This window comes from Streptomyces sp. NPDC048420, from assembly GCF_040651535.1.
Lineage (GTDB): Bacteria > Actinomycetota > Actinomycetes > Streptomycetales > Streptomycetaceae > Streptomyces.
On the sequence record NZ_JBEZKG010000002.1, the window covers coordinates 312,800 to 325,383 of the forward strand.

The following is a 12,584-nucleotide window of genomic DNA, read 5'->3' on the forward strand; positions in this document are numbered from 1 at the left end:
TCCTTGTAGAGGGGACCGCCGCCCAGGGGCAGAGGGCTCTCGACACAGCCCCCGTCGGCACCGCCTGACCCTCGCAAGCGAATCGATCGCCGCAGCCTGCCGGCTCGCCCGTGCCCGCGAAGCAAGCGCGGGACAGGGGGCCGCGCGCGGCGAAGTGCCCGGAACCGACACCCCCCGGAGAACCGACCCATGCACGACCCGCACCACGAACTCCCCACCCGCCAGCGGGAGATGGCCACCGAACTGAACAGCGCAGCAAGTTGGAGGTTCGGGCGCTCCCCCGCAGGGGGAGCGCCCGAACCCGACCCCGCCTCGCGCTGCCGCTCATTCCGCGTTACCTCCAGCCAGGTGAGCCGAGACGCCAAGGACCGGCGCCTCGACGAAGAGCCTCGCCGGGGGCAGTCGGCGTACGCCGTCAGCACGCCGTTCGTCCGCCGTCCGGCGGCGCGCGAAGAGGCGGACGCGCGGCGTACCGCTGCGGCTCAGCCGTGGCGAGGCTGATCGGTCCAGTGCCAAGCGGAAACGAGAAGCGGCGATGGACGCGGTGGACGAAGAGCGCCTCTGCAGGCGGACGCCGGTACGGCGTCATTGGGTGAAACTGACCGACTGCACTGAGCCTTCGAGACTCGCGCGCACACACGTACAAGAGTTCCTCGATGGACGTGCCGCGCCGGAGCGGGTCGACGACGCCGTTCTGGTCACCTCGGAGCTCGTGGGCAACGCGCTCAGGCACACAGCCGGCGGACCGGACTGCATGTGCGTGGAGGTCTACCGGAACGTGGCGGTACTGCGGGTCCACGACGCGGGACGGGATGTCTCCAGGGTCCGGGCACGCTCTGCGGAAGAGTCGGTGGATCAGCTGACGGGTAATGGGCTCGGACTGCTGCTCGTCGGGGAGTTGGCCTCCGAGTGGTGGGTCCGGCCGACCGCGATCGGCAAGGAAGTGGTCGTGGTTCTCACCCTGGACGCTGGTGGGCTATCCGAGCGGGACGTTCTTCAGTACATCCCAGTAGTACGTCCGCCCCTCACGGCGGAGCTCCACCACCTGGACGGCGGGCACGAAGAGTTCGACAGCCGGTAGAGCGCGAAGCCCTGAGACCGTCTCCACAACGGGCGCGGCGGGGCGTCGGCGGTTGTTGTACGCGAGGCTCAGGTGCGGCCGGAAAGCGGACGTCGGCTTCTTCGGGGCCAGACCGACGCTGCTCCCCGCCTTGGCCAGCGCGTGGTGCAGCCGGAGCAGGGGTTCCCAGGGGCCGAGGGACAGCCGGACGGCGCCTCGGGATCCGGCCAGCGGCATGGCGCGTACGGAGAACGCGGAGGGCAGCAGCGCCTCGGCGTCCCACGCCAGGCTGTCCAGCTGGCCGGGGGTGACGACGCCGGGAGCTCCGACTCGGGCGAGGGTGATGTGCAATCCGTCCGTCGGCACCGGGTCGAGACCGAGGGGCGCCAGCTCCTCCTGGCAGTGCCCGGCGAGAGCGGCTAGCCGCTGATCATCCGGGAAGGTCAGCATCCAGTAGTACGCACGGCTGCCGTCCGACCAGCCGGGGCGTGCCCAGTGGTCGGTCATCTCGTCGAGTGCGCTGAACGCCGCCCAGTCGTGGGCCGCGGTGACCTCCGGATCGTGCGTGTCGGCGGGAGGCTCGGCGGGGAACGCGACGGGATCAGCGCTGAGCAGGGACACCCGACGTACTCCTTCGGCTTCACACCGCCCCGGAGCACGACGACATCGACAGCGCCTAGACGCGGATGACGCCATGGCCAGGGCCGCTGGCTGCGAGCTCCAGGTCCGGAACTCGTCGCCATAATCGCGGACCGCCGAGTGATCACGCCACGGCCCGGCCTGCTCATGCAGGTCACGGGAGCGTTGGTAGACGGAGCTGATCGGGGTGTCTCCGCACAACTGCAGGGCCTCACGGCCCAGCGCCATCGCGTGGTCGATGTCGGGCGTGCGCTGCTGCAGCCGCGCGGTGGCGACGTCGAGGCGTACGAGCGAACGGCTCCAGGAGGAGGCCGAGTGCTCCACCAGATCGTCGATGTGCTCGGCGTCGCGCAGTACCTGGGCCGTGTTGCGCAGCGCCACGTGTGACGTGACGGCGTTGGCCAGGGTCCGGGCCCGTCCGTACGGCTCGAAGGAGATGCAGGAGGTCAGCCCGACGGGTACCTCGTGGAGGTCGGAGAGGCGGAGTGCCCGTCCGATGGCCTGCTCGACGCCACGCCGGTCGCCGGTCTTGCCGAGGGCCCGGGCGCGGCCGTTGGCGAGCAGGCGGATGGACTGGGCATGGCGCGGGGCTCTCTCAACAGCTGCGGCGGCGCAGGCGTCCGCCTCGTCGTACCCGCCGGCGTAGTAGAGGCTGAAGGAGAGGGTGCCGCACGCCCAGAGGTCGGTGTCCAGGTCGCCGATCTCACGGCTGAGATCCCGGGCTCCGGTGCAGTACGCCTCCGAGAGCGCGAAGTCGCCCGTGTTCACCGCCATGTAGCCGAGCAGGCCGGAGGCGCGGGCGGCGAGGCGGAAGAGCTCCCGGCGCGTGCCTGGGGGCTGGCGGCCGTCGAGGAGGGTGTGGGCAAGCTGCCGCACCTGGCGGGCCTGGGGACGGAGGACGTACGGGCCGTCCTGTTCGTACCGGCTGGCGATGCCCTCCAGCGAGGAGTCGAGGAAGGCGAGCGTCGCGTCGTCGGCATTGCTGGCCGTGAGCTGCCGGGTCCGGGTGACGATATCCAGCGAGTTCTCGTCGTCCTCGCGTGGCGGAGGCGCACTCGTCGCCTGCTGGCCCGTGCTCGACTCCTCGTCGCGGTCGTGCGCGGAATCGTCGTCGTACGCCGTGGAGAACAGCTCGGACACGGGTCTGCCCAGCATGTGCTCCAGAACCCGGCAGGCGTCAGGACGGGGCAGAGTCAGCAACTCCCCGCCGTACCAGCGGTCGAACTGACGTGGAGATACCTGGAGGGACGCCAGTCGGGGGTCTCGGTCGAGCTCTGCCAGCCGAGCGGCGGCCCGCTCGTACTGGACGGCGGCAATCGGTGAGCGTCGGGGCTGAGCAGACAGCTGGGCTCACGACGGGCGTGGCGCGACCGAAGCACACCGTCGCTGGAACAACGTCACGACCGTGCCGCAACGACATGACACCAGCGGCCTGATCAAGAACTACAGCTGCCACGCCTGAGCATGGTGGAGGCGAGAGCACCCGAGACGATTCAAGGACGCCCCCTGCCTCAAATGACATCAGCATGATCCTTCGCGTCCCAGTACTTGCGATAGACCTCGCAATACCAACCGCCTCGATTTCATCGACCCCCAGAGCCTTCGCGGGCGCTCAGGCGCTGGCGACCCAGCACCTCGCCGGTGACGGCGCGGTCGCCTGGTCGGGCGGCTCCGAACCCGGTTTCGAGGTCAGCCCGTCGGCCATCGCCGCGATGAGCGATCGCGGCATCGACATCTCCCGCGAGTTCGCCAAGCCCTGGACCGACGAGATCGTGCGTGCCGCCGACGTCGTCGTCAGCATGGGCTGCGGCGACGCCTGCCCGGTCTTCCCGTCTTCCCCGGCAAGCAATATCTCGACTGGACTCTGGGCGACCCCGCGGGCCAGACCGTCGACAACGTCCACCCCATCCGCGACGACATCGAACGCCGCATCCGCGGACTCCTCGACGACCTCGGCGTCCCGGCACAGCACTGACCGCGCACAGGGCGTACGAAGGCCGGACCAGCTCTGCGACTTAAAGGGGCTGTGCGGGAAGCCAACGCTCCGCCTTACGCCGAGCGGCTGTGCATGCCGCATCTCAGTCCCCGTCGCCGCTCGGCGCCGACCGTGCGTGCCGGGCTGTGGAGTTCATGCCCAGGTGTCGCAGGTCGCTCGCCCGGTTGATCGCCGACTCGACGGCTGCGATCCGGTCGGCCAGGAGGCCGAGGGCGGAGACGGCCCGGGCAATTTGGTCGTCCTCGGGGCCGCCGAGCGACTGGGCTCGGACGTGGGCCGCCTTCAACTCGGTCCAGCGGGACGCCTGCTCGGCGGTGAGAGTGCCGCGCAGTTCGGCCAGCTTGAGGAGATTGACTTCGGCTCCGGTGGTGAGGGTCTGGGCTTCGGCGCGGTACTGGTTCTCGATCAGCGCGGCCAGTTCGACGTCGTTCATGACGGGCTGGACGCGCTGGGCGATCTTGTTCATGGTGCGGTAGGAGCCCTGGAGCCGGAAGGGCGGTTCCGTGCGGGTCGTGTCCGACTGGGCCGCCGAGGCGATGTAGGCCGCGTTCACGGCCAGGACCGTTTCCCGGGCGGTGAGCAGGTGACGCAGTACGGCCAGGATCTGCTCCAGCTCCACGGGGGTGTACGGATGCGTCAGGCGGTCCGCTCGCGCCGCCGGGTCGCGCTGCGCAAGGCGGATCAGCAGGTCGAGGTCGGCGCGGTCGCGGCCGGCGAGCGGGGCGAGGACGGGGTTGGCGGTGAGGGCGTTCTCGATGAAGCTGAGCGCGAAGACGTCGTGCTTGCCGGTCAGGACGTCGCCGAGGTTCCACACGTCGGCGCGGTTGGCGAGCATGTCGGGCACCTGGAAGCGGCTGCCGGACTCGGTGTAGGGGTTGCCGGCCATGCAGACGGCGAAGCGTTTGCCCCGCAGGTCGTAGGTGCGCGGTTCGCCGTCCCGCACGCCCTCGATGCGGCGGGTGGCGTCGCAGAGGGGGATGAACTTCTGCAGCAGTTCGGGCGAGGTGTGCTGGATGTCGTCGAGGTAGAGGAGGGTGTTGGTGCCCGCCGCCAGCGCGAAGTTGATCTTCTCGATCTCCTGGCGGGCGGTGGCGTTCGGGGCCTCGGCAGGGTCGAGCGAGGTGACGGTGTGGCCGAGTGCCGGGCCGTCGACCTTCACCAGGATCATGCCGAGCCGGTCGGCGACGTACTCCACAAGGGTGGTCTTGCCGTAGCCGGGCGGGGAGATGAGCAGGAGCAGACCGCCGGAGTCGGTGCGCTTGGACTCGCCCGTGGTGCCGAGCTGCTGGGCGAGGCTGTCGCCGATGAGCGGCAGGTACACCTCGTCGATGAGTCTGCTGCGTACGAACGCCGACATCACGCGCGGCCGGTACTCGCCCAGGCGGAGACGGGCACGTTCGGCGTCCACCAGGGCTGTGCGGCGCTGCTGGTAGGCGTGGTGACCAGGTACGTCTCGGGTGCGGAAACGCCGTGTGCGGGCGAGGAGTTCGTCGGCGCGGACCGTGAGGGCGCGGCCGGTGATGCGGGGGTGGGTGCCGAGCAGGCCCGTGACGGTCTGCGTGAGCGGCGCGTCGAACTCGTAACGGGGCAGGCCGGGGCAGAGTTCGGCGGTCACCGCCTCGGCCAGGTCGCCGGGAGTGAGGTCGGTGCCGGTGGCGGTGGTGTACGCCGTCAGCCATGCCTCGACCAGCTGCGCGCGGGCGGCCGGGTCGGTGACGGCGGTGAGATCGTCGTCGTAGGCCGAGGTGCCCACGGTTCGGCGGAACTTCTCCAGCAGGGTGCGGGCGCCTGCACTGATGACGAAACCGGGCGGGCCACTGGTCAGCTCTTCGAAGAGGTACGCGGCCGCCGCCTCTCCGCCCGCTACGTCCGCCAGCTCCCGTCGCAGGTCGGCGATCGCGGGTGCCAGGCCGAAGGTGTCCCGGGCCCGGGCGAGGGACACCGCGCGCCGCGTCCAGCTCTGCCGCTCCCCGTCCGTCGTGCCATGCGCCCAGAACATCTGGGCGGCCCCTCGCGCGGCCGGCTCGTGGCGCAGGACACCGGCGCCCTCGTGCAGGGACAGGAGCGCGGTGAGGATCGCTGTCGCATCGTGGTCGTGGACCCCGCGCTCGTAGCCCTCGTCGTACGCCGCCTCGGCGGCCTGCCGCACGAGGGCGGACAGGTCGGCCTCCGCCAGCGCCTCGGGACCGAGTTCGTCCAGCAGGCGGGCGGCGAGGTGTTCGGCCCGGTAGACCTCGGGTGACTCCGAGGGCAGGGGGCGGTCCCAGTACGGGCGGGTGGCGGTGAAGGCGGGGTCGGTGACCGGGGAGCGGTAGTCGGTGCCGGTCAGGGCGAAGGCCAGGGTGTCGCCGTGCGGGACGAGGGTGAGGTCGAGGGGTTGGGTGTTGACGGCGAAGCGGTGGGTGCCGAGGCGGATCGTGCGGCCGCCGTCGGTGTAGAGGTCGGTGCGGTCGCGCAGGGCTCGGAGCGCCTCCTCGCGGGCGGCCTTGAGGCGGCCGTCGAGTTCCTCGGCCCTCACTTGGTCGCTGAGGCCGCGCAGTTCGTCGGCGATGCGGCGGACCTTGGCGGGCATCGGGTCGGAGGTGAAGTACGTCGCGACGGCGTCCGTGTCCGCCTGGGCGGCGGCCCGGCGGGTGACGGTCCGCAGGACGCGGGCCGCCGAGTCGGCCAGGCGTTCGGCGCGCCGGGCGCGGGCATCGGCCAGGGTCTGCTTGCGGGCGGAGAACGCCTCGTGGATCTCGTCGCGCTTGTCGGCGAGGGCGGTGAGGAAGTCGTCGAACTCGGCGAACCGGGACTCCAGGTTCTCCACCTGTGCGAGCAGGCGGGCGAGCTGCTCGTCGCAAGCCTCCGGGCTGTCGGCGGCAGTGAGCGCGCCGGTGACGGACTGACCCAGCAGGGCGAGTTCGGCGGAGAACTCAGCCCGTCCCTCCCGGTCGAGGAGCTCGCGGCGACGGCCGTCGAGAGCGGCGCGGGCACGGTTGACGCCGCCGAGGACCTCGGCGATGCGCTCCAGGATCGCGGTGCGGACGGTGGCGTCGGCGATGTCGAGACCGGCGATGACCTCGGTCACCGTGCGCAGCCCGTCGGCGAGTTCGTCCGTGCGGGCCGCGACGGGCGCCGTCTCGGCCACGGTGGTGATCGCCTCGGCGTCGGCGACGAGCCGCTCGACCTGCGCGTGGTGGTCGGCGAAGGCGTCCTCGCGGGCGAGGCGCGCCACGGCACGCCGGCCGAAGGCGACGAGGTCGGACTCGGTGGCGGCGGCGAGTTCGTCGATGCGGGCGGTGTCCGCGTACCGCATGTCCTTGAGGGTGAGCAGATGGCCCTGCGCGCGGCGCAGCTCGGTCAATCCGCTCACCCAGCCTGCCGCACCCCGTGGGGCCTCGCCCCGCAGCCGTCGTACGACCTCGGCGACCCGCGCGGCAGCTTCGGCGAGCGCGTCTTCGGCCTGCTGGGTGAGGGCCTGGAAGGTCTCGAACTCGGTCAGGATTTGTTGGGCCGTGTCGCGGAGTTGAGCCATTGGGGTGTGGAGGTCGCCGAGTTCGGGGTCGCCCAGCCAGTGGTGGGTGTCCGCCGCCCGGGCGCAGGCGGCCAGGAGTGCCTCGTACACCTCGGTCGTGGGTGTCGTCTCGGCGACGGCTCCGGTGATGGAGAGGCAGTTGGAGAGGCCCCGCACGAGGTCGGAGTTGCCGATGCGTGCCAGGGGGCCGGTGCCGACCGGCTGGGCGGCGGCGTGGGTGTCCGAGACGTACGGGGAGCTCCACAGCTGCACGGGGTGGACACGCTGCGGTTCCCCGGCGTCGGCCCGGAGGACCGCGAGCGCACCGTCGTCGAAGAGCGCCCAGCCTTGGCACGGGAGGGGGTTGGCCATCTCCTTGCGGATCGTGTTGTACGGGAGAAGGAGACTGCGGCCCTCCACGCGTGCGTGGAACGCGTAGAGCACATCCTCGCCGTTCGGAGAGCGGATCTCCCGCTCGAACTCAAGGTCCGTCGTGTCGAGTTCGTACGTCTTGTGGCTGCCGGTGGCCAGACAGTAGCCGCCGGGGAAGACGATCCCCTGGTCCTCGGGCAGGCGGCGGCACGCCCGGCCGATGCCGTCGAAGCGGGCGACGGTTCTGGTGAGGGTGTTGAACACCAGGTGGCGGTCGGTGTTCTCCTTGTAGGGGCGGATGCGCAGGAGAATCAGGGCGCCCACCCGGGCGTGGGCGATGTCCGCGTCCGCGAGGGACTGAAGGGGCTCGTCGACGGGCTCGGTGTAAACGCCTTCTGCCGCCTCGGTGTCGTCGTCGGCCTTGACGGTCAGCACGCCGCCGACCGTGGAGACGAACACCTCTCCTTGGATGGAGACGAGCGGGTGCCGTCCGAGGACGTGGTCCTCGCGCGTGCTGTCGATCCAGTCGACGTTGTGGGACGGGGGCAGGACGTGGTCGCGATCGCCCCGCGCGTCGAGGAAGGTGGCGCGTCCGCCGTCGGGGAGGTCCCAGCGCAGCACCCGCGTGTCGTCCGCCTTCTCACCGGTCTGGAACACGGCGAGCAGCTTGCCCTCGGTGCGCCGGAGCCGGAGCAGGCGGGCGTGGCGGTAGTAGCGGTGCAGGGCGGCGAACTCCCGGACGAAGGCGTGGTCGTCGAGCAAGCCGGGGACGGCGTCGTCGGGCAGCCGTTCCAGGTTGCGGTCGTACAGGGCAAGGACGTCGCCGACGCTCGTGTCGGCCTCCCGGCTCGGGACTGCGTTGCAGCCGAACAGCAGCACATCGCCCACCGCGACGACGTCCCGAGGCACCGCCGCGTACTCGGTGCGCAGTCGCTTCGTGCCGGCGAGCTCGAAGCGCGTCGAGCCGAACTCCTCGATCCGGCGGGCGTTGAGCGCCTCGGCGCGCCGGGCCAGCTCGGCGGCCTGGGCGGTGAGGCGGTCGCGCAGCACCTCGTACGTGCCCCTGTCCACAAGCTCGTACGTGCCGGCGTCCGGGACGGTCGTCATGGAATGCCTCTCGGGAAGTCGAGGAACGTGGTCCGGAGCCGCCGTCCCCTGCGCGGCGGCTCCGGACCGAGGTGGCGGGGTCAGGCGTGGACGGCACTGCCGTTGAGGGCGGTGAGCGGCTTGTCCGCCAGGCCCAGCTCGCCGGCCTTGTCGAGCAGCTGCTGGAGCTGCCCCGAGTCTGACCCGCCGGTCTTCATCAGCTTCATCAGCAGCGCCGAGACCGTCAGGTTCTGTACGTCGGCCGTGGTGACCGAGCCGAGGGTGCGGCCCAGGTCGTCGGTGAAGCTGGAGGTGCCGTCCAGCCAGGGCCGGGCCAGGGCCTGCGCGGTCTCGGAGTGCTGGACGAACCCGTCGACGCCCTTGCCGAGCGCGATCGAGGACATCAGCCGGTCGAAGAAGACCGACTCCCCGCCGACGATGTGGATGTCGGCGCCCTCCAGACCGGTGGCGAGCACGGTGGCCTGCGCCTCGGCGACCTGCCGCTGTACGTCGAGGCCCGCGAGACGGATCTCCTTGTCCGCCTGTACGCGCAGCCGGTACTCCTCATGCCCGCGCGAGGCGTCGTCGAGGGCGGCCATGGCTGCGGCCTTCTGCGTCAGCCCCTCGGCCTCGGCCTTGAGCTTCTCGCCGATGGCCGCGGCGTCCGCGAGTGCCTGGGCCTGCGCGCCTTCGGCCTCTGCCCGGAGCCGGGCCCCGGTGGCTGCGGCTTCGGCACGGCCGGCCTTCTCGATCACGTCGGCTTCCTTGTCGCGGACCTGAACGGCGGCGAGCCCTTCGGCAGCGGCCTCTGCCTGGACGCCCTCGGCGAGGCGGAGCTTTGCCTGGGCGTCGAGGTCGGCCGTCTTCAGCCGGGCCTGCGCCAGCGTCAGTTCCTCGGCAGCGCGGTGGGTGGCGGCCTGCTCGGCGGCCTCGGCGGCCTTGATGTCCTTGACCAGCTTCTCCTGCGCCTCGGCTTCGGCGGCGATGATCACGGTCTGTCGCTGCCGCTCCGCCTCCTCCACGGCCCGCAGCTTCTTGATGGACTCCTCCTGCTCGGCGACCGTCCGGTCAACGGCGACACGCTCACGAATGACCTCGGCGATGTCCCGCTTCTCCGCCTCGACCTCCTTCTCGGCAGCGATGCGGGTCAGCTGCGTCTCGCGTTCCCGGCCGATGACTTCGAGGAGCCGGTCCTTCTCGATGCGCTCGTTCTCGATGGCGATGACCCGCTCGCGGTTCTTCGCGGCGACGGCGACCTCGCGGGCCTGGTTCTCACGCTGTACCCCAAGCTTCTCCTCGGTGGCCAGGAAGGCTCCCTGGGCCCGCAGCCGCTCCTCTTCCATCACCCGCGCCGTCTCGGCCTCTTCCCGGGCCCGCACTGTCGCGATCTCCCGCTTCTGCTTGGTCTCGGCGTCGGCCTGCCGGCGCTCCAGCTCCAGGATCGCCTCGCGGGCGTCGACGTTCTGCCGCGTGATTTCCTTCTCCTCGGTGCGCTGTGCCTCGTTGGTGCGCACGTGCTCCACGGCCGTCAACTCGGTGATCTTGCGGATGCCCTGGGCATCGAGGACGTTGGCCGGGTCGAGCTGGGCGACCGGTGTCTGCTCCAGGTAGTCGATCGCCGCGTCCTCCAGGTGGTAGCCGTTGAGGTCCACGCCGATGACCTCGATGATCCTGTACCGCAGCTCCTCGCGCTTGGTGTACAGGTCGGTGAAGTCCAGCTGCTTGCCGACGGTCTTCAGCGCCTCGGAGAACTTCGCGTGGAACAGCTCCTGCAGCGTGTCCCGATCGCTCGCCCGCGCGGTGCCGACGGCTTGGGCGACCTTGATGACGTCGTCGACCGTCTTGTTGACCTTCACGAAGAACGTGATCCGGATGTCGGCGCGGATGTTGTCCTGGCAGATCAGACCGTCCTTGCCGGTCCGGGTGATCTCGATCGCCTTCACCGAGATGTCCATCACCTCGGCCTTGTGCAGCACGGGCAGCACGACCTGCCCGGTGAAGGTCACGTCGACCTTCCGCAACTTGGAGACGATCAGCGCCTTGCCCTGCTCCACCTTGCGGAACAGCAGGGAGACGAGCAGTACGGCGAGCAGGGCGACGGCGACGAGCACGCCGGTGCCCAGGAGGATGACATTCATGGCATACGTCCTTGAGGCGTGAAGGAAAATGAAGCGTCAGGGGGCCGGCGTCGAGGGCGGCCGGGGGTACTGCTCAGGCGGCGTGGTCCACGTGATCGCGTGCCCGGCCACGATCGGGCAGGTCGGGTTCGTCGGGACAGAGCCGGTGCAGGGGACGCACGAACAGGCAGGTCAGCCGCCATGCGACGGGCAGGGCGGCGACGGGCAAGACCATGCGCAGCAGCCCGGTGGCGGCGCACGGCGGCGTGCACACGGCCAGCAGGAGGACGCTTCCGACGCTGAGGAACCAGGCCACGGCCGTCAGCATGGTGACGGCTACAGCTACGGGTACGCCGCCCATGCCCCAGGCGCGGAGGTCGGCGTCCGCGTCGAAGGTGCTGGCCGAGGTGAGACCCGTAGCGACGAGGAGCCAGAAGCACAGCAGCACGACGAGGGCGGTGGTCAACAGGATCGTGGGCGGGCCGGTGACGACCGACAGCAACATCCGCATGCCGTATCCCCTCCGTCCACACTGCCCGTCAGCCGCGCTCGGTGCAGCACCGCTCGCTCGGGGTTCCGGTGCCGGACACCTGCCGGTGTCCGGCACCGCATTCCCCGTAGTGCTCCCCGCAACCCATGCTGCACCGCCGACGCCCGCCCGCGCATTGCCGGTTCCCGGCAGCATTGTCTAGGGTCTGCCTGCCGGTCAGCCGTCAAGAAGCCGTCAGCGGCGCGTTAAGAACTCGGGGGAATCACGGTGGAGTTGGGGATTCCGGAGCAGTATCTGGAGGGCTACGCCCAGATACTGGGCGAGGTAGCGGCCACAGGTCGGCGCCTCACCCGGGAAGAGCTTGCCCTCCGGCGGACACTCGGAGAGCAGGCGGCTGACGCCGGTCACGGGCTGCGGGCCCTGGTCAGCGCCCATCTGACCGCCACACGCGCAGCCTGGCCAGCCGGCCCCGCGTCAGCCGACAGCATCCTGGCCGCCGTACAGCAGGCGACAGACGCCTTCGCCGAGGGCTTCGAACGGGCCCAGCGCCTGGCCGTACGACAGGAAGAGGCCGCACGCCGCGAGTTCATCGACGACCTCCTCTACGGCCGCAGCGACCTCGGGCGCCTCGCCGAACGAGCCGAACGGTTCGGCCTGCGCCTCTCACACGCCCACGCCGTCGCCGTCGCCGAGGGCCCCACGGCCTACGAGGAGGGCGATCCCGTACCCCGCCAGGTGGAACGCGCCCTCATCTCCCGCTTCGGAGACCGCAGCATCCTGCTCACCACCAAGGACGGGCGGCTGCTGTGCATCGCCCCCGGCCCCCAGGACGAGGTCCTCGCCCACTTCGCGAAGCAGGCCCATGCCGCGACCGACGGCGGCCGGGTCGCCATCGGCCGCCCCAAGCCCGGCCCGGGCGGGGTCGTCCACTCCTACGAGGAGGCACTCAACGCCCTGGAGCTCGCCGAGCGCCTCGAACTGGAGGACCCGGTGCTGCGGGCGGCCGACCTGCTCGTCTACCCCGTCCTCACCCGTGACCGGCAGGCCATGGCCGAACTCGTCATCAACACCCTCGGCCCGCTCACCACGGCCCGCGGCGGCGCCCAGCCCCTCCTGGACACCCTCACCGCCTACTTCGGCTCCGGCTGTGTGGCCGCCGAGGCAGCCCGCCGCCTCACCCTCAGCGTGCGGGCCCTGACCTACCGACTGGAACGCATCCACAAGCTCACCGGCGCCAACCCGGCTGATCCGGCCCACCGCTACATGCTGCAGACCGCGGTGATCGGCGCACGCCTGCTGGACTGGCCCGCCCAGGAACTCTGACGCGC

General features: G+C 70.8%; 7 protein-coding genes. 2 read left to right on the forward strand and 5 right to left on the reverse strand.

The features are described from left to right. Positions 1 to 535 precede the first annotated feature (535 nt). Positions 536 to 1,081 (forward strand): ATP-binding protein, encoded by a 546-nt coding sequence (locus AB0D34_RS04140; RefSeq protein WP_362656107.1) that lies wholly within the window; start codon positions 536 to 538, stop codon positions 1,079 to 1,081. Here the strand turns inward: AB0D34_RS04140 and AB0D34_RS04145 are convergent. From AB0D34_RS04145 to AB0D34_RS04165, 5 genes are all read right to left on the reverse strand, one after another. After that, a complete protein-coding gene (locus tag AB0D34_RS04145; protein WP_362656109.1) occupies positions 977 to 2,854 on the reverse strand; it encodes a 2'-5' RNA ligase family protein in 1,878 nt (625 codons plus the stop codon). The two genes, AB0D34_RS04140 and AB0D34_RS04145, sit on opposite strands and share 105 nt — an antisense overlap. 457 nt (positions 2,855 to 3,311) lie before the next feature. Beyond that, positions 3,312 to 3,671: a hypothetical protein gene (locus AB0D34_RS04150; protein WP_362656112.1), complete on the reverse strand. Its 360-nt coding sequence runs from the start codon at positions 3,669 to 3,671 to the stop codon at positions 3,312 to 3,314. A 106-nt stretch (positions 3,672 to 3,777) separates the two neighbouring features. Continuing rightward, complete coding sequence (locus tag AB0D34_RS04155) at positions 3,778 to 8,670, reverse strand: DNA repair ATPase (protein WP_362656115.1); 4,893 nt, start codon at positions 8,668 to 8,670, stop codon at positions 3,778 to 3,780. Positions 8,671 to 8,750: 80 nt separating this feature from the next. Next, on the reverse strand, positions 8,751 to 10,787 hold the full coding sequence (locus tag AB0D34_RS04160) for a flotillin family protein (RefSeq protein ID WP_362656117.1): 2,037 nt from the start codon (positions 10,785 to 10,787) through the stop codon (positions 8,751 to 8,753). Between the two features lie 73 nt (positions 10,788 to 10,860). Next, entirely contained in the window at positions 10,861 to 11,277 is a 417-nt protein-coding gene (locus AB0D34_RS04165) for a hypothetical protein (protein ID WP_362656120.1), read from the reverse strand. A gap of 246 nt (positions 11,278 to 11,523) precedes the next feature. Between AB0D34_RS04165 and AB0D34_RS04170 the strand changes: the two genes are divergently transcribed. After that, entirely contained in the window at positions 11,524 to 12,579 is a 1,056-nt protein-coding gene (locus tag AB0D34_RS04170; protein ID WP_362656123.1) for a helix-turn-helix domain-containing protein, read from the forward strand. The last annotated feature ends 5 nt before the right edge of the window (positions 12,580 to 12,584 follow it).